The sequence below is a fragment of the Streptomyces sp. NPDC024555 genome (assembly GCF_055559335.1).
This window is the reverse complement of sequence record NZ_JBVHKV010000015.1, coordinates 214810-232477: the sequence shown is the minus strand read 5'-3', so window position 1 is coordinate 232477 and position 17668 is coordinate 214810. Positions and strand designations below refer to the sequence as shown.

Here is a 17668-nt window from a genome sequence, read left to right as displayed (position 1 = left end):
GACGACAACCGTGGTGGCGGCTTCCGCCGTGACGACAGCCGGCCCGGTGGCGACCGTGGTGGTTTCCGTCGCGACGACCGTGATCGTGGTCCGCGCCGTGACGACAACCGGGGCGGCTCGTACGGTGGCGGGTTCCGCCGCGACGACCGTGGGGGTTCCTCCGGCGGTGGGTTCCGTCGTGATGACCGTGGTGGGTCCGCTGGCGGTGGGTTCCGTCGTGATGAGCGGGCTCCTCGGCGTGAGGACGACCGGGGCGGCCGTCCGGGCGGCGGGTTCGACCGCCGTGACGACCGGCCGCGTGGGCCGCGTCGCGACGACGACAACCGTGGCGGCGGCTTCCGCCGCGACGACAGCCGGCCCGGCGGTGACCGTGGCGGATACCGCCGCGACGACGACAACCGTGGTGGCGGGTACCGCCGCGACGACCGTGACCGTGATCGTGGTCCGCGCCGTGACGACAACCGGGGCGGTTCCTCCGGTGGTGGCTTCCGGCGTGACGATCGTGGTGGGGCCGCTGGTGGCGGCTTCCGTCGTGATGACCGTGGTGGGTTCCGGCGTGATGAGCGGGCTCCTCGGCGTGAGGACGACCGGGGCGGCCGTCCGGGCGGCGGGTTCGACCGCCGTGACGACCGGCCGCGTGGGCCGCGTCGCGACGACGACAACCGTGGCGGCGGCTTCCGCCGCGACGACAGCCGGCCCGGTGGCGACCGTGGCGGATACCGCCGCGACGACGACAACCGTGGTGGCGGGTACCGCCGCGACGACCGCGACCGCGACCGCGGTCCGCGCCGTGACGACAACCGGGGCGGCGGCTACCGGGGCCGGGACGACCAGCGGGGCGGTGGCTACCGGGGGCGCGACGACCGGGACCGGGGCGGTTACCGGGGCCGGGACGACCGGGGCGGATATGACCGGCGCGACGACCGCGACCGTGAGCCCATCAAGCGGCTGCCCATTCCCGACGACGTCACCGGGCACGAGATCGACCCGGACGTCCGCCAGGAGCTGATGAGCCTGCCGAAGACGCTGGCCGAGGACGTGGCGCGGAACCTCGTCATGGTGGCGCGGTACATCGACGAGGACCCCGACCAGGCGTACGCGTACTCGCGCATCGCCCTGCGGCTGGCCTCGCGGGTCGCCGCCGTGCGGGAGGCCGCCGGCTTCGCCGCGTACGCGACGCAGAAGTACGCGGAGGCGCTGGCCGAGTTCCGTGCCGCCCGGCGGATGACCGGGTCCGTGGAGCTGTGGCCCGTCATGGCCGACTGCGAACGCGGACTGGGACGGCCCGAGCGCGCGCTGGCCATGGCCGGCGAGCCCGAGGTGCAGAAGCTGGACAAGGCCGGCCAGGTCGAGATGCGGCTGGTCGCCGCCGGTGCCCGCCGGGACATGGGGCAGCTCGACGCCGCCATCGTGACCCTGCAGAGCTCCGAGCTGGCCTCCAGCGCCGTGCACGCCTGGACGCCGCGGCTGCGCTACGCGTACGCGGACGCCCTGCTGGCCGCCGGGCGTGAGGACGAGGCCCGCGAATGGTTCGGCAAGGCGCTGGAGGCCGACAAGGACGGCGCCACGGACGCCTCCGACCGGCTGGCCGAGCTGGACGGTGTGGAGTTCGTGGACGCCCTCGACGACGAGGGTGACGAGGGCGACGACACCGGTACGGCCGGGACTCCGGCCGTGAGCGCCGCGGACGACGACGTCTCCGAGGACGGCGACGAGCACGACGGTCCGGCCACGGCCTGACGACAGGGAAGAGGGCGGCACCCCGCACGGGGTGCCGCCCTCTTCCGCGTTCCGGGACGGATCAGCCGAGGTCCAGACCGCGCAGGACCAGTCCTGTGGCGGGCTTGGGGCCGAACGACGTCGACTTGCGGGGCATGGTGACGCCCTGCCGGGCCAGGTCCCGGACCAGGCCCTCGCGTACCGGATGCATCAGCACCGCGGTGGAACCGTGCCGCTCCGCCTGCTCGACGGCGGCCGCCGTGTCGTGGATGTAGGCGATCCGGGACGGATCGTCGTCGGGGACCCGCCAGACCTCGCCGAGGAGCGCCGCGTGCAGGACCGTCGCGTCCAGGGAGCGGTAGGCGGCCGGGCGGTCCGCCGGGACGGTCCGGGCGAGCAGGGCCTCGTCCGGCCGGTCGACGAGGTGGAAGGCGCCGTCGCCCGCCAGCAGGAACGCGTTGCCCTCCGCCGCCGCACCGGCCAGCGCGTCCAGGGCGCGGGGGAGCGGCCCCTCCACGGTGCGGACCCGGAACAGGCCCGTCAGCGCGGCGAGCGCATCGGCCACGGGAAGCCCGTGCAGCAGCCGGTGGATCGAACGGACCCGCAGCGGATAGTGGGCCGTGTCCACCAGCAGGACCAGGCCGAAGTCCCAGGGGCCGGGCGCGGAGTGCTCGCGGCGCAGCCGCAGATAGGTGGCCCAGCGGTGGTGGCCGTCGGCGATCAGTGCCTGGTGGCCGGCCAGGTCCCGTTCGATCTCCGCCCGGTCTCCGGCGTCCGTGACCGCCCAGAGCCGGTGGTGGAACCCGTCCTCCGTCGTCGTGTCCAGCAGCGGCGGCAGCTCCACCGTCCGCCCGATGACCGCGTGCGTGCCTGTCGGGCCGCCGTCGCCCGGATAGGTCAGCAGCAGCGGTTCGAGGTGGGCCCGCGTCGTCCGCATCAGATCGGCGCGGTCCTCCACGACGTGGTCCATCACGTCCTCGTGCGGGAGCACGATCCCGTCACCCGGCTCCGACAGCTCCAGGGCGCCGATCACCCCGCGCTGGAGGATCCCGTCGCCCCGCTGCTCGTACACGTACAGGACGGGTTCGGGATCCGGGGCCAGGACGCCCTCGGCCCGCCAGCGGCGCAGGGTCGCGGCGGCCTGCTCGTGCCGGGCGGTGGCCGACTCCCCCTGGGGGAGGATCAGACGCACGATGTTGTGCGGATCGGCCGATTCGAGGTGGTGCAGCCCGTCGGGGCGTACGACCACGTCGTACGGGGGCGAGGTCACCGCCGAAAGACTGCCGACCCGGTCGGGGACGTAACGCAGTCCGCGGAACGGAACCAGACGCAGTCCCGGGATCGCCGGGCCTCGTGTGTTCATCCCAGCATCGTAGGTGCGCCCGCCCGATGCGCGATGATCGGGGGATACGCAGCGATGAGGAGTGGCGGACATGAGTGGCGCGAGCAGGACCAGGCCCGGCGGGAGCAGCACCCCGCTGAACGAGGCGTACGACACGGCGCTGCTCGATCTCGACGGAGTGGTGTACGCCGGGGGGCAGGCGATCGGGCATGCCGTCGCGTCCCTCGGCACCGCGCGGGACGGCGGCATGCATCTCGCGTACGTCACCAACAACGCGCTGCGCACCCCGGCCGCGGTGGCGGAGCATCTGACGGAGCTGGGGGTGCCCGCCGAACCCGCCGACGTCATCACCTCCGCCCAGGCCGTCGCCCGGCTGATCGCCGATCAGCTGCCCGCCGGGGCGCGGGTGCTCGTGGTCGGCGGCGAGGGGCTGCGGGTGGCGCTGCGTGAACGCGGGCTCGTGCCGGTGGAGTCGGCCGACGACGACCCGGCGGCCGTGGCGCAGGGGTACGGGGGCCCGGACATGGCGTGGGGGCGGTTCGCCGAGGCCTGTTACGCGATCAACCGCGGGCTGCCGTGGTTCGCGTCCAACACCGATCTGACGATCCCCGGTGCCCGGGGCATCGCGCCCGGCAACGGTGCCGCCGTGGAGGTCGTGCGGATCGCCACCGGCGCCGAGCCGCGGGTCGCCGGGAAGCCGTTGCCGCCGATGCACCGCGAGACGGTGCTGCGGACCGGGGCGGAGCGTCCGCTCGTCGTCGGGGACCGGCTCGACACGGACATCGAGGGGGCGTTCAACGGGGGCGTGGACTCGCTGCTCGTGCTCACCGGGGTGACCGGCGCGGCGGGGCTGCTGTCCGCCGTGCCCGCCCACCGGCCCACGTACGTCGACCGCGATCTGCGCGGGCTGCTGACCGGCCAGCCCGAGGTGGTCCCGGCGGGCGACGGGCATGTCTGCGGCGGATGGACGGCCTCGGTGCGCGGTGAGGCCCTGGTGCTGGACGGTGACGGCGACCCGCTCGACGGGCTGCGCGCCCTGTGCGGTGCGGCCTGGACGCACGCCGGGGACGGGGCCTGCGGGCTCGACGCGGGCAAGGCGGTCGCGCGGCTCGGGCTGTAGGGCGCGGGGAGGGTCCTTCCGGCCCGGGGGGTCGCGGTCCCGATGCCTCCCGACCGGCCCCGGGGCTCGCGGTCCGGATTCCTTCTGTCCGGCCCCCGGGGGCTCGTGGAGCGGGCCTGTCCTTGACCGGCCCCGGGGGGCTTGTGGAGCGGGCCTGTCCTTGACCGGCCCCGGGGCTCCCGGACCGACCCCGTCCGGCCCCGGGCCGGACTCCCCGGCCGCCCATCGGTGGCATGGGGAGGCTAGGCTAACCTAACCGCGTGTTGGTTGAGAGTCCTCCGAACCCCCGTCCGGGCCCGTCCGCCGTGCCCGCCCCGGCCCCGCCGCCCCGGCGACGCGCGATGCGTGCCGCGGGACTGCTGGTGGCCCTGGGGCTCCTGGTGCTGGTCTGTCTGGCGAGTGTCGCGGTCGGCGCCAAGGCGCTGCCGCTCGCCGATGTGTGGGACGGCCTGTTCCACCCCGGCGGCAGCGGCGACGACGTCCTCGTCCGCGAGGTGCGCGTCCCCCGGACCGTGCTCGGACTGCTGGTCGGGGCGGCGCTCGGACTCGCCGGCGCGGTGATGCAGGCGCTGACCCGCAATCCGCTGGCCGAACCGGGGCTGCTCGGCGTCAACGCCGGAGCGTCCGCCGCCGTCGTCTCCGCGATCAGCTTCTTCGGCGTCACCTCGCTGACCGGATACGTCTGGTTCGCGTTCGCCGGGGCCGCGCTCGTCTCGGCCGCCGTCTATCTGCTCGGCGGCAGCCGCTCCGCCAACCCCGTGCGCCTCGCGCTCGCCGGGACGGCCGTCACCGCCGCGCTGTACGGCTACGTCAACGCCGTACAACTGCTGGACTCCGCCGCCCTCGACCGGCTGCGGTTCTGGACCGTCGGTTCGCTGGCCTCCGCGACCCCGGGGACGATCGGCAAGGTCTGGCCGTTCATCGCGCTCGGCGTGCTGCTCACCGCGCTCATCGCCCGCCCGCTCAACGCGCTGGAGATGGGCGACGACACCGCACGCGCGCTCGGCGCGCGGCTGACCCGGACCCGGATCCTCGCCATGCTCGCCGTCACCCTGCTGTGCGGGGCCGCGACCGCCGCGTGCGGGCCGATCGTCTTCATCGGGCTGATGATCCCGCATCTGGTGCGCACGATCACCGGCCCCGACCTGCGCTGGATCCTGCCGTACTCCGCCGTCCTCGCCCCGGTGCTGCTGCTCGGGGCCGACGTCGTCGGCCGGGTCGTCGCCCGTCCGTCCGAACTCCAGGTCGGCATCGTCACCGCGCTGCTCGGCGGACCCGTCTTCCTCCACCTCGTACGCCGCAAGAGGATGGTCCAGCTGTGAGCACCACCACCGGGAAGCGGTCCGTGCGGGCCGTCCGGACCGCAGGCGGGTACTCGTTCCGTACGGACGTGCGTGCCGCCCTCGTCGTCGTGCTGCTCGCCGTCGTGGCGGCCGGCGCGGCCGTCGTCCTCATCGGCACCGGCGACTTCTCCCTGACCCCCGCCGAGGTGGTCCGCACGCTCCTGGGACACGGCACGTTCCAGCAGGAGTTCATCGTCACGGACCTGCGGCTGCCGCGGGTCCTGGTCGGGCTCCTGGTCGGCGCGGCGCTGGGCGTCGGCGGCGCCGTCTTCCAGACGCTCTCGCGCAACCCGCTCGGCAGCCCCGACGTGCTCGGCTTCGGCCAGGGCGCCACCGTGGGCGCGCTGAGCGTGATCGTCCTCTTCCAGGGCGGGGCGACCGCCGTCGCGGGCGGCGCGGTCGCCGGCGGACTGCTCACCGGGGTCGCCGTGTACCTGCTGGCGTGGAAGCGCGGGGTCCACGGATTCCGGCTCGTCCTCGTGGGCATCGGCGCCGCCGCCATGCTCACCGCCGGCACCCAGTACCTCATCACCAAGGCCAACCTGGTGGACGCCACCCGGGCCGTCGTCTGGATGACCGGATCGCTCGACGGCCGCGACTGGGCCCAGGTCTGGCCGCTCCTCGCGGTCTGTGCGGTGCTGCTGCCCGTGGTCTTCCTGCACGGACCCGCCCTGCGGGTGATGGAGATGGGCGACGACGCCGCGTACGCGCTCGGGGTACGGGTCGAACGGACCCGGCTCGTCCTCATGGGCGCGGCGGTGCTGCTCGTCGCGGTGGCCACGGCCGCCGCCGGGCCGATCGCCTTCGTCTCGCTGAGCGCCCCGCAGCTGGCCCGCCGGCTCACCCGCTCCACCGGGCCCAACCTGGTCGCCGCGACCTTCATGGGCGCGGCACTGCTCCTCGTCGCCGACTGGGTGTCGATGCGGGCCTTCGGCGACCGGCAGCTGCCCGTCGGCGTCGTCACCGGTGTGCTCGGCGGCTGCTATCTGCTCTGGCTGCTGGTCACCGAACGCCGGGCGGGCCGCATATGAGGACCCGCACCCGGGACACCGGCCGCGCCGGCGCCCCGTCCACCGCAACCGAACCGAACGACCCCCGGAGTACGACCATGCAGCGCCTCACCGCGGACTCGGTGACCCTCGGCTACGACCAGCGGGTCATCGCGGAGAACCTCTCGGTCGAGATCCCGGACCGGTCGTTCACCGTGATCGTCGGCCCCAACGCCTGCGGCAAGTCGACCCTGCTGCGGGCGCTCTCGCGGATGCTGCGGCCGAGCCGGGGCCGGGTGCTGCTGGACGGGGAGTCCATCCACGCCCTGCCCGCGAAGAAGGTCGCCCGGACCCTCGGGCTGCTGCCCCAGTCCTCGATCGCGCCCGAGGGCATCACCGTCGCCGATCTGGTCGCCCGCGGCCGCTACCCGCACCAGGGGCTGCTCCGCCAGTGGTCGCCCGAGGACGAGCGCATTGTCGAGGAGTCGATGGCGGCCACCGGCGTCGGAGCGCTGGGGGATCGCTATGTCGACGAATTGTCCGGCGGTCAGCGCCAGCGCGTCTGGATCGCCATGGCGCTCGCCCAGCAGACCCCGCTGCTGCTGCTCGACGAGCCCACCACGTATCTCGACATCCAGCACCAGATCGACGTGCTCGACCTCTGCGCCGAACTCCACGAGACCCAGGGCCGCACGCTGGTGGCCGTCCTGCACGACCTGAACCACGCGGCGCGGTACGCCACGCACCTCATCGCCATGCGGGAGGGCCGGGTCGTCGCGGAGGGCGCGCCCGGCGACGTCGTCACCGCGGAACTGGTGGAGCGGGTCTTCGGGCTGCGCTGCCAGGTGATCGACGACCCGGAGACGGGGACGCCGCTGGTGGTGCCCGCCGCCCGGCAGCGTGCCGCGAAGACTGCCGGGGCCTGACCGGCTACAGCAGGGACCGCAGTCTCAGCAGATCGCGGAAGCCCGCCTCCAGCCGGACCCGGCCCGATCCCCACGCGCGCGCGAAGTTCAGCCGGCCGTCCACCATCGCCACCAGATCGTCCCCGGTCATCGCCAGCCGGATCTCGGCCTTCTCCCGGGGCGGCCCCTCGACCGTGTCCAGCACCCGGATCCGGCCGTCCCCGAGCCGGCCGGTGAACGTCACGTCCAGATCCGTGATGTGGCAGCTGAGGGAGCGGTCCAGGGCGGCCGCGCCGCGCACGTCGCCGTCGGCCCCCGCGAGGGTGTCGGAAAGTCTGTCGAGTGCGCCGCGGCACTCCTCCATGGTCGCCATCACGACCGACGGTACCCCAGCGCTTCGGGGTAGCGTTCGCCGTATGAGCGACTCGATGCCGGGGCCGGAGGAGGCCGCCGCACCACCGCCCGGCGCGCCCCCGCGGGACGTGCCGGCCGAGCCCGCCGCACCCGCGCCGCTGGGCCTCGTCCGCACGCCCACGGGCGACGCCGGGGTGGACGCGGCGCTGGAGCGGCTGGCCGACGCGGACCACCTCGCGGCGGACGGACACATCGAGGTGTACGAGGATGTACACCGTGGTCTGCGCTCCGCGCTGACCGCGCTGGACGCCGGGCCCGCACCGGCTCCCGTCCCGACGCCCCCGTACGACAACAGGAGCTGAACCGAACGTGGCAGGAGTGGCCCGTCGCCGCCTCGACGCCGAGCTGGTACGCCGAAAGCTCGCCCGCTCACGCGAACACGCGAGCCAGCTGATCGCCGCGGGACGGGTGACCGTCGGCGGCACCACCGCGACCAAGGCGGCCACCCAGGTCGAGACGAGCGCCGCCCTCGTCGTCACCAAGGACGACAGCGACCCCGACTACGTCTCGCGCGGCGGCCACAAACTCGCCGGCGCCCTCGCCGCCTTCGTCCCCCTCGGCCTGGCCGTCGAGGGGCGGCGGGCCCTGGACGCCGGGGCGTCCACCGGCGGCTTCACCGATGTGCTGCTGCGCGCCGGGGCCCGGCAGGTCGTCGCCGTGGACGTCGGCTACGGCCAGCTCGCCTGGTCGCTCCAGTCCGACGCCCGGGTGGTCGTCAAGGACCGGACCAACGTCCGCGAGCTGACACCGGAGGCCATCGACGGCGAGCCCGTCGACCTGGTGGTGGGCGATCTGTCGTTCATCCCGCTCGGACTCGTGCTGCCGGCCCTGGCGCGCTGCGCCGCCCCGGACGCCGACCTCGTCCTCATGGTCAAACCGCAGTTCGAGGTGGGCAAGGAACGGCTCGGCAGCGGCGGTGTGGTGCGCAGCCCCGAGCTGCGGGCCGAGGCGGTCCGCGAGGTGGCCCGGCGGGCACGGGCGCTCGGACTGGGCGTCCGGGGCGTCACGGCCAGCCCGTTGCCGGGGCCCTCGGGGAACGTCGAGTACTTTCTGTGGCTGCGGGCCGGAGCACCGGAGCTGGATCCCGCGGATGTCGACCGTGCAGTGGCGGAGGGGCCTCGTTGACGACGAATGCGGCACGAACAGTCTTCCTTTTGGCGCACACCGGCCGCCCGGCCGCGATCCGCAGTGCCGAACTCGTCGTCCAGGGACTGCTCCGCAGCGGACTCGGCGTCCGGGTCCTGGCCACCGAGGCGGCGGATCTGCCGCTCCCGCCGTCCGTCGAAACGGTCACCGACGCCACGGCCGCCCCGGTCGAGGGCTGTGAACTGCTGATCGTCCTCGGCGGCGACGGCACCCTGCTGCGCGGCGCGGAACTCTCCCGCGCCTCCGGGGTCCCCATGCTCGGCGTCAACCTCGGCCGCGTCGGCTTCCTCGCCGAGGCCGAGCGCGACGACCTCGACAAGGTCGTCGACCGGGTCGTCACCCGCGCCTACGCCGTCGAGGAGCGCATGACGATCGACGTCGTCGTGCACAGCAACGGCGACGTCGTCCACACCGACTGGGCGCTCAACGAGGCGGCCGTGCAGAAGGTGTCGCCCGAGCGGATGCTGGAGGTCGTGCTGGAGATCGACGGCCGTCCGGTCACCGGCTTCGGCTGCGACGGCATCGTCTGCGCCACCCCGACCGGCTCGACCGCCTACGCCTTCTCGGCCGGCGGCCCCGTCGTCTGGCCCGAGGTCGAGGCGCTGCTGATGGTCCCGATCAGCGCCCACGCCCTGTTCGCCAAACCGCTGGTGACCTCGCCGACCTCGGTGCTCGCCGTCGAGGTCCAGCCGCACACCCCGCACGGGGTGCTCTGGTGCGACGGCCGCAGGACCGTGGAGCTGCCCGCCGGCGCCCGTGTCGAGGTGCGGCGCGGCACCGTGCCCGTCCGCCTCGCCCGGCTGCACCAGGCCTCCTTCACCGACCGGCTGGTCGCCAAGTTCGCCCTGCCGGTCTCGGGATGGCGCGGCGCGCCGCACTGACACCCGGCGCCGCGCACCACCCGATCCGGCGTCCCGGCCCCGACCCGTGTGCACGCGGGGCACGAAACCTCGTATGGTCATGTGCGTGTTGGAGGAGATGCGGATACGGTCGCTCGGAGTCATCGACGACGCGGTGGTGGAGCTGTCACCCGGCTTCACCGCGGTGACCGGTGAGACCGGCGCGGGCAAGACCATGGTCGTCACCAGCCTCGGGCTGCTGCTCGGCGGGCGCGCCGACCCGGCCCTGGTGCGGATCGGTGCCAAGGCCGCCGTCGTCGAGGGCCGGATCACGGTGGCCGAGGGCGACGCGGCGGCGCTGCGCGCCGAGGAGGCCGGGGCCGAGATCGAGGACGGTGCGCTGCTCGTCAGCCGTACCGTCTCCGCCGAGGGGCGCTCCCGGGCCCACCTGGGCGGCAGATCCGTGCCCGTCGGCGTCCTCGCCGAACTCGCGGACGACCTCGTCGCCGTGCACGGCCAGACCGACCAGCAGGGGCTCCTCAAGCCCGCCCGGCAGCGCCAGGCCCTGGACCGCTACGCGGGCGACGGCGTCGCCGTGCCCCACACCGCCTACGCGACCGCCTACCGGCGGCTGCGCGAGGTGGCCGGGGAACTGGACGAGCTGACCACCCGCGCCCGCGAACGGGCCCAGGAAGCCGATCTGCTGCGCTTCGGGCTGGACGAGATCGCCGCCGTGGAACCGCTGCCCGGCGAGGACACCGAACTGGCCGCCGAGGCACAGCGGCTCGGCCACGCCGACGCCCTCGCCTCCGCCGCCGCCCTCGCGCACACCGCGCTGGCCGGCAATCCGGAGGACCCCGAGGCCCTGGACGCGACGACCGTCGTGGCCGCGGCCCGGCAGGCGCTGGACGGGGTGCGCTCCCACGACGCCGCGCTCGCCGCGCTCGCCGACCGGGTGGGCGAGATCTCCATCCTGCTCGCCGACGTCTCGGGCGAACTGTCCGGGTACGCCGACCAGCTGGACGCCGACCCGCTGCGGCTCGCCGCCGTCGAGGAGCGGCGCGCCGCGCTCACCGCCCTCACCCGCAAGTACGGCGAGGACATCGACACCGTCCTGGCCTGGGCGCGGGACGGTGCGGCCCGGCTGACCGAGCTGGAGGGCGACGACGACCGGATCGGCGAGCTGACCGCCGAACGCGACGCGCTGCGCGCCGAACTCTCCGTGCTCGGCGAGGCGTTGAGCGACGCCCGGACGGAGGCCGCGGACCGCTTCGCCGGGGCGGTCACCGAGGAACTGGCCTCGCTGGCCATGCCGCACGCCCGGGTCTCCTTCGCGATCCGGCAGACCGAGGCGCCCGACGAGGCCTCCGGCATCGAGATCGGCGGACGGAACGTCGCGTACGGGCCGTCCGGCGCCGACGAGGTGGAACTCCTGCTGGCCCCGCACCCCGGCGCCCAGCCCCGGCCCATCGCCAAGGGCGCCTCGGGCGGTGAGCTGTCCCGGGTGATGCTCGCCGTGGAGGTCGTCTTCGCCGGCTCCGACCCGGTGCCGACCTATCTCTTCGACGAGGTCGACGCGGGCGTCGGCGGCAAGGCGGCCGTGGAGGTGGGCCGCCGGCTGGCGAAGCTCGCCCGCTCGGCCCAGGTCGTCGTCGTCACCCACCTGCCCCAGGTGGCCGCCTTCGCCGACCGGCAGCTGCTGGTCGAGAAGACCGTGGACGGCTCGGTCACCAGCAGCGGCGTCACCGTCCTGGAGGGCGAGGACCGGGTGCGGGAGCTGTCCCGGATGCTCGCGGGCCAGGAGGACTCCGAGACCGCCCGCGCCCACGCGGAGGAGCTGCTCGCCACCGCGCGGACGGACGCGTAGGGCCTGTGTGCGCCCCCTGCGCGGAGCCGGACCGGCTCCGCACATGGGGCGCACGTATTTCACCCGTGCGAGTGGTGCGCCACGCCGGGTTTGTCGGGGTGAGTCCCGGAGCGACGGTCCGGGCGTGCCGGAACGGGCGTACGGGCTGGCATCCTTGGCGTGTAACGGAGAGGGCCGGCCAGTCCCGGACACGGGACCTTCTGCCGCCGGCCCGGGAGCCCCGGGAGCCATTCAACGTGTCACAGCTGCGTACGGTCCAAGTGCTGGGCGGCGGCAGTGCGGGCAGCAGCGCCCATGTCGGATCGCTGGCCGCCGGACTGATCGCCCGGGGCGTCCAGGTCACCGTCTGCGCCCCGGCCGCGCTGGAACGCGCCTACGGGTTCTCCGCCGCCGGAGCCCGTTTCGCCCCCGTGCCCCGCCGCGCCGACCCCGCCTCGCTCGCCGCGCTGCGCGCCGCCTGCGCCGACGCCGACGTGGTGCACGCCCATGGACTGCACGCCGCCGTGCGCACCGCGCTCGCGCTCGGCGGCCGCCGCGTCCCGCTCGTCTTCACCTGGCACACCCGGGCGCACGCCGAGGGCGCGCGCCGCCGGCTCCTGCACCTGCTGGAGCGGCGGGCGGCCCGCACCGCGTCCGTGGTGCTCGGCGCCTCCTCGGACCTGGTCGACCGGGCCCGGCGGCGGGGCGCCCGCGACGCCCGGCTGGCGCCCCTCGCCGCCCCCCTCGCCCAGAGCGCCGCCCCGGTCGACGGCGACAAGGTGCGCGCCGGACTCGGCGCGGTGGGAAGGCCGTTGGTCATGGCGGTCGGCAGCCTCGTCCCGCAGCACGGCTACGGCACCCTGCTCGACGCGGCGCACGCCTGGCGGCGGCTGGACCCCGCGCCGCTGGTCGCCATCGCGGGGGAGGGGCGGGAGCGGGCCGCCCTGCGACGCCGGATCAAGACCGAGGACCTGCCCGTCGCGCTGCTCGGCACCCGCGAGGACGTTCCCGAACTCCTGGCCGCCGCCGATCTGGTGGTGCTCCCCAGCCGCTGGGAGGCCCGCTCCCTGCTGGCCCAGGAGGCGCTGCGGGCCGGGGTGCCGCTGGTCGCCACCGCCGTCGGGGGCGTACCCGAACTCGTCGGCGACGCCGCGGAACTGGTGCCGTACGGCAACGCGGAGGCGCTGGCCCGTGCCGTGTCCCGGCTCCTGGACGACCCGGAGGAACGCGACCGGCTGGCCGCCGCGGGCATCCGGCAGGCCGCGGGCTGGCCGACCGAGGACGACACCATCGCCCATGTCCTCAGCGTCTACGACGAGTTGGCGCAGCCCCTGGGAGTGCCGCGGACCCGCTGAGCCCCCGGTGCTCAGCCCGCGTGACGGCGGGCGCGCAGGGCCAGGCTCAGCGCGAGGACGGCCTGCGGATCGTCCAGATCGGTGCCCAGCAGCTCACCGATGCGGGCCAGCCGGTTGTACAGCGTCTGGCGGTTCAGATGCAGTTCGCGCGCCGTCTCCGCCTTCCGGCCCGCATGCGCCAGATAGGTCTCCAGCGTCGGCAGCAGCGGCGGCCTGGAGGTGCGGTCGTGATCCCGGAGCGGGCCGATCGCGCGCTCCACGAAGGCCGCCAGATCCGGATGGTCCCGCAGCCGCCACAGCAGCAGGTCGATGTCCAGGCGCCGGGCGTCGTACCAGGGCCGCTGGTCGAGCCCCTGCGCCGCCGTCGCCGTCTCCGCCGCGTGCCGCAGCCCGGCACCGGCCGCCGCCCAGCCGCCCGCGACCCCGACCACCACGACCGGCGGACGGGAGCCCGCCCGTTCCAGACCGGCCCGCTCCACCCCGGCCCGCAGCGCCGCCGCCACCCGGTCGGCCACCGCCGTACGCTCCGTCTCCGAACGCAGCCCCAGCAGCAGCGGCACCCGGCCCTCCACCGGCCGCACCCCGAGCAGCACCGGCACGCCCACGGACGCCAGCTCCTCCAGGACCGCACGGGCCAGCAGCGCCCAGTTGCCCGACGGGGACAGCTCCGGGGCGAGCCGCATCACCACCGGCAGCAGCGGCAGCTCACCCGGCCTGAACCCCAGCACCCGGGCCTGCGCGGGCGCGTCCTCGGGGGTGATCCGGCCCTCCGCGAGATCGGTCAGGAAGTCGCCCCGGCCGCGCGCCGCCAGCTCCTCCTCCTGACGGGCCTGCATCAGCACCACCGCGAGGATGCCCGCAGCCCGCTCCGCCGCCATGCGGTGCACCGTCACCAGCGGACCGCCCACCGCCAGCAGCACCAGCCGGGCCCGCACCGCGCCGGTGCCCGGACCGCCGCCCGGCACGTCCACCAGCACCGCCCCGGACGGCGGCGACTCACGGGCCGCCCGCCCGCCCCGCATGCCCTCCCACACCTGGAGCGGATCGGCCGAGACCGGACCGGAGCGCGGGCCCGCCGCGTACAGCAACTGGCCGTCCGGCGTCTCCAGGAACACCGGATTGGCCGCGAAGTCCGCCAGGATCCCCAGCACCTGCGGCACCCCGCCGCCCCCGAGCAGCGCCTCGGTGCAGCGCCGGTGCACGTCCTCGGCCTGCCGCAGCAGCGCGTAGTGGCCGTTGACGATCTCGGTGTGGATCTCCTCCGTCACCGTCACGAACGGCACCTCGCGGTGGAGCTGCACCAGCGGCAGCCCGGCCGCGCGGGCCGCGTCCACGATCGAGGAGGGCAGCCGGCCGAAGCGCGGGCCGAGCTCCACGACGAGCGCCGCGATGCCCCGGTCGGCCAGCCTGCGGACGAACGCCCGCTGCTCGGCGGGCCGGGTGCCGAGCCCGAGACCGGTGGTCAGCAGCAGTTCGCCGCCCTTGAGCAGCGAGGCGATGTTGGGGACCTCGCCCGCGTGCACCCAGCGCACGGTCCGGCCCAGCCGGTCGGCGCCCGCCACCACCTCGGGCAGCCCGCCGCGCAGTCCGGGCAGCTCCAGGGCACGCTGCACGGTGATGCCGCCTTGGGTCTCCATCGACTCTGGCCTCGCGCTTCGCTTCGGTCGTACCGGGCGCGCGCACGCGCGGGCGCCCTGGTCAGGAAGGTACCGGCCCGCCGCCCCGGCGGCACCGCCGGGGCGGCGGGCCGTTGACAGCCCGCGGCCCCGCTGCGATCTTGACCCTTCGGCACCGGCACGGGGGAGGACCCATGGACGACGCGACAGCCCCGTACGAGGAGGCCCCGCCCGGCCCGCTCGTGGGACCCGACTGGCTCGCCGCCCGGCTGGGGCGGCCCGGACTGCGGGTCTTCGACGCCTCGGTCGGTGCCCACCGGGGAGCCCACGTGCGGATCCCCGGGGCGCGCCCCTTCGATCTGGACGGCGCCCTGTCCGCCCCCGGCGGACCGCTGCCGCACACCATGCCCGACGCCGCCCGGTTCACCGAGGAGATGCGCGCGCTCGGCCTCCACGACGGCGACACGGCCGTGGTCTACGACGCGGCCGGCCTCTACTCGGCCGCGCGAGGGTGGTGGATGCTCCGGGCCATGGGCTTCGACCGGGTCGCGGTCCTCGACGGCGGGCTGCCCGGCTGGACGGCCGCTGGCCTGCCGGTCGAGGAGGGCGCGCCCGGCGGGCCTCCCGAGCGCGGCGACTTCACGGCCGTGGAGCGCCCCGGCCTGTTCGTGGACGCCGACGAGGTGGCCGCCGCCCTCACCGATCCGGCGGCCGCCGTGTTCGACGCCCGGTCCCGGGAACGCTTCCGGGGCACCGCGCCCGAACCGCGTCCGGGCCTGCGCGGCGGCCATATGCCCGGTGCGGTCAGCCTGCCCTTCACCGAGGTCCAGCACGAGGGCCGGATGCGTCCGGCGGCCGAGCTGCGGGCCCTGTTCGACGCCCTCGCCCCGGACCGGAGCAGGCTGCTGTTCAGCTGCGGATCGGGCGTCACCGCCTGTGTGCCCGCGCTCGCCGCCGCACTGGCCGGACGCGGCGGGACGGCGGTGTACGACGGCTCCTGGAGCGAATGGGGCCTGCCCTCGCGGGACCGCCCGGTCGCCACGGGCGACTGAGACCACGACGCGGCGCGGCGGGCCCCGGGGCCCGCCGCGGTCCGGTCCGTCAGCCCACGTACGCCCCGCTCGCCGTCAGCCGCAGGGCCGTGTCGATCAGCGGCACATGGCTGAAGGCCTGCGGGAAGTTGCCCACCTGGCGCTGGAGCCGGGCGTCCCACTCCTCGGCCAGCAGACCCAGGTCGTTGCGGAGCGAGAGCAGCCGCTCGAAGAGCTGCCGGGCCTCGTCGACCCGGCCGATCATCGCCAGGTCGTCGGCCAGCCAGAACGAGCACGCCAGGAACGCGCCCTCGTCGCCCTCCAGCCCGTCCACGCCCGCGTCCTCGCCCGAGGTCGGGTAGCGGAGCACGAAACCGTCCTCGGTGGACAGCTCCCGCTGGATCGCCTCGATGGTCCCGATGACCCGCTTGTCGTCGGGCGGCAGGAAGCCCATCTGCGGGATCAGCAGCAGGGAGGCGTCCAGCTCCTTGGAGCCGTAGGACTGGGTGAAGGTGTTGCGCTCCTTGTCGTAGCCCCGTTCGCAGACGTCCCGGTGGATGTCGTCGCGCAGCTCCCGCCAGCGCTCCAGCGGGCCCTCGGAGTCCCCGGACTCGACGAGCTTGATCGTCCGGTCGACCGCGACCCAGGCCATCACCTTGGAGTGCACGAAGTGCCGGCGCGGACCGCGCACCTCCCAGATGCCCTCGTCGGGCTCGTCCCAGTGCTTCTCCAGGTACTCGATCAGCTTGAGCTGGAGGCCGGTGGCGTAGTCGTTGCGGGTCAGCCCCGTCATGTGCGCCAGGTGCAGCGCCTCGGTGACCTCGCCGTACACGTCCAGCTGGAGCTGGCCCGCCGCCCCGTTGCCCACCCGGACCGGGGCCGAGCCCTCGTAGCCCGGCAGCCAGTCCAGCTCCGCCTCGCCCAGCTCCCGCTCGCCCGCGATCCCGTACATGATCTGCAGGTTCTCCGGGTCGCCCGCGACCGCGCGAAGCAGCCACTCGCGCCAGGCGCGGGCCTCCTCGCGGTAGCCGGTGCGCAGCAGCGAGGAGAGGGTGATCGCGGCGTCCCGCAGCCAGGTGTAGCGGTAGTCCCAGTTGCGGGAGCCGCCGATGTCCTCCGGCAGGGAGGTGGTCGGCGCGGCGACGATGCCGCCGGTCGGCGCGTACGTCAGCGCCTTCAGCGTGATCAGCGAGCGGACGACGGCCTCGCGGTAGGGGCCGTGGTACGTACACTGCTCGACCCATTCGCGCCAGAAGTCCGCGGTGGCCTCCAGGGACCCCTCCGGGTCCGGCAGCGCGGGCGGCTCGTGGTGCGAGGGCTGCCAGCTGATGGTGAGCGCGATCCGGTCGCCCGGGGTGACGATGAAGTCGGAGTACGTCGTGAGGTTCTCGCCGTACGTCTCCGCCGGGGTGTCGAACCAGACGGAGTCGGGTCCGGCGACGGCGACCGTACGGCCGTCCACCTTGTGCACCCACGGGGTGACGCGTCCGAAGCTGAACCGCATCCGCAGCTCGGAGCGCACCGGAACCCGGCCGCTGACCCCCTCCACGATCCGGATCAGCTGGGGCGCCCCGTCGCGCGGCGGCATGAAGTCCGTCACCCGGACGGTGCCGCGCGGGGTGTCCCACTCCGATTCCAGGATCAGGGAGTCCCCGCGGTAGCGGCGGCGGTCCGCCGCCGGGGGGTCGGTGCCGTCCGCGCGGGCCGGTCCCAGGCGCCAGAAACCGTGTTCCTCGGTGCCCAGCAGTCCCGCGAAGACGGCATGGGAATCGAAGCGGGGCAGGCACAACCAGTCGGCCGTGCCGTCCCGGCAGACCAGGGCGGCGGTCTGCATGTCTCCGATGAGTGCGTAATCCTCGATGCGCCCGGCCACGTGCGTCTCCAGTCGAACGGCCATGTCGCCCCGTGGGGCGCTTACTGCGGGTCAAGGGGTCGTTGCGGGGGGTTGAACTGGGGGAACCTGCGAAATTCGTACCCTCGCCCGGGGCGAGTGTCCGAGCAGG

General features: G+C 74.9%; 16 protein-coding genes. 11 read left to right on the top strand and 5 right to left on the bottom strand.

Going from position 1 to position 17668, the window contains the following annotated elements; translation table 11 throughout:
• A partial coding sequence (locus ACZ4FH_RS26195) for a hypothetical protein (protein WP_467307811.1) occupies positions 1-978 on the bottom strand: 978 nt, incomplete at its 3' end.
• 30 nt (positions 979-1008) lie between these two features.
• On the opposite strand from ACZ4FH_RS26195, the gene ACZ4FH_RS26190 reads away from it, so the two are divergent.
• Positions 1009-1740 carry a tetratricopeptide repeat protein gene (locus ACZ4FH_RS26190; RefSeq protein WP_467307809.1) on the top strand — a complete coding sequence of 244 codons (732 nt, stop codon included), beginning with the start codon at positions 1009-1011 and terminating at the stop codon, positions 1738-1740.
• Between the two features lie 61 nt (positions 1741-1801).
• On the opposite strand, the gene ACZ4FH_RS26185 is transcribed toward ACZ4FH_RS26190, so the two are convergent.
• Entirely contained in the window at positions 1802-3082 is a 1281-nt protein-coding gene (locus ACZ4FH_RS26185) for a DUF1015 family protein (protein WP_467307808.1), read from the bottom strand.
• 70 nt (positions 3083-3152) lie between these two features.
• Here ACZ4FH_RS26185 and ACZ4FH_RS26180 point away from each other — a divergent pair, with 70 nt between their 5' ends.
• From ACZ4FH_RS26180 to ACZ4FH_RS26165, 4 genes are all read left to right on the top strand, one after another.
• Positions 3153-4181 (top strand): HAD hydrolase-like protein, encoded by a 1029-nt coding sequence (locus ACZ4FH_RS26180; RefSeq protein ID WP_467307807.1) that lies wholly within the window; start codon positions 3153-3155, stop codon positions 4179-4181.
• Positions 4182-4543: 362 nt separating this feature from the next.
• A complete protein-coding gene (locus ACZ4FH_RS26175; RefSeq protein ID WP_467307825.1) occupies positions 4544-5503 on the top strand; it encodes a FecCD family ABC transporter permease in 960 nt (319 codons plus the stop codon).
• Positions 5500-6555 (top strand): FecCD family ABC transporter permease, encoded by a 1056-nt coding sequence (locus tag ACZ4FH_RS26170; protein ID WP_467307806.1) that lies wholly within the window; start codon positions 5500-5502, stop codon positions 6553-6555. The genes ACZ4FH_RS26175 and ACZ4FH_RS26170 overlap by 4 nt, the downstream gene beginning before the upstream one ends.
• Positions 6556-6632: 77 nt before the next feature.
• Complete coding sequence (locus tag ACZ4FH_RS26165) at positions 6633-7439, top strand: ABC transporter ATP-binding protein (RefSeq protein ID WP_467307805.1); 807 nt, start codon at positions 6633-6635, stop codon at positions 7437-7439.
• Between the two features lie 4 nt (positions 7440-7443).
• Here the strand turns inward: ACZ4FH_RS26165 and ACZ4FH_RS26160 are convergent, their stop codons facing one another.
• Complete coding sequence (locus ACZ4FH_RS26160; protein ID WP_383649734.1) at positions 7444-7791, bottom strand: SCP2 sterol-binding domain-containing protein; 348 nt, start codon at positions 7789-7791, stop codon at positions 7444-7446.
• A 43-nt stretch (positions 7792-7834) separates the two neighbouring features.
• On the opposite strand from ACZ4FH_RS26160, the gene ACZ4FH_RS26155 reads away from it, so the two are divergent.
• The 5 genes from ACZ4FH_RS26155 to ACZ4FH_RS26135 all read left to right on the top strand — a co-directional run bounded on the left by ACZ4FH_RS26155 (position 7835) and on the right by ACZ4FH_RS26135 (position 13018).
• On the top strand, positions 7835-8134 hold the full coding sequence (locus tag ACZ4FH_RS26155; RefSeq protein WP_467307803.1) for a hypothetical protein: 300 nt from the start codon (positions 7835-7837) through the stop codon (positions 8132-8134).
• 7 nt (positions 8135-8141) lie between these two features.
• Positions 8142-8957, top strand: a complete 816-nt coding sequence (locus ACZ4FH_RS26150) for a TlyA family RNA methyltransferase (protein ID WP_467307801.1) — start codon at positions 8142-8144, stop codon at positions 8955-8957.
• The gene (locus ACZ4FH_RS26145) at positions 8954-9859 is read left to right on the top strand and encodes an NAD kinase (protein WP_383649745.1); all 906 of its coding nucleotides are present in this window, start codon (positions 8954-8956) and stop codon (positions 9857-9859) included. Before ACZ4FH_RS26150 ends, ACZ4FH_RS26145 begins: the two co-directional genes overlap by 4 nt.
• A 79-nt stretch (positions 9860-9938) precedes the next feature.
• The gene (gene recN, locus ACZ4FH_RS26140) at positions 9939-11684 is read left to right on the top strand and encodes a DNA repair protein RecN (protein WP_467307800.1); all 1746 of its coding nucleotides are present in this window, start codon (positions 9939-9941) and stop codon (positions 11682-11684) included.
• A gap of 236 nt (positions 11685-11920) precedes the next feature.
• Positions 11921-13018: a glycosyltransferase family 4 protein gene (locus tag ACZ4FH_RS26135; protein ID WP_467307799.1), complete on the top strand. Its 1098-nt coding sequence runs from the start codon at positions 11921-11923 to the stop codon at positions 13016-13018.
• 11 nt (positions 13019-13029) lie between these two features.
• Here ACZ4FH_RS26135 and ACZ4FH_RS26130 read toward each other — a convergent pair whose 3' ends face one another.
• Positions 13030-14655 carry a PucR family transcriptional regulator gene (locus ACZ4FH_RS26130; RefSeq protein ID WP_383649755.1) on the bottom strand — a complete coding sequence of 542 codons (1626 nt, stop codon included), beginning with the start codon at positions 14653-14655 and terminating at the stop codon, positions 13030-13032.
• Positions 14656-14828: 173 nt separating this feature from the next.
• On the opposite strand from ACZ4FH_RS26130, the gene ACZ4FH_RS26125 reads away from it, so the two are divergent.
• Positions 14829-15686: a sulfurtransferase gene (locus ACZ4FH_RS26125; protein WP_467307797.1), complete on the top strand. Its 858-nt coding sequence runs from the start codon at positions 14829-14831 to the stop codon at positions 15684-15686.
• A gap of 49 nt (positions 15687-15735) precedes the next feature.
• On the opposite strand, the gene ACZ4FH_RS26120 is transcribed toward ACZ4FH_RS26125, so the two are convergent.
• Complete coding sequence (locus tag ACZ4FH_RS26120) at positions 15736-17538, bottom strand: glycoside hydrolase family 15 protein (RefSeq protein WP_467307824.1); 1803 nt, start codon at positions 17536-17538, stop codon at positions 15736-15738.
• Positions 17539-17668 lie beyond the last annotated feature (130 nt).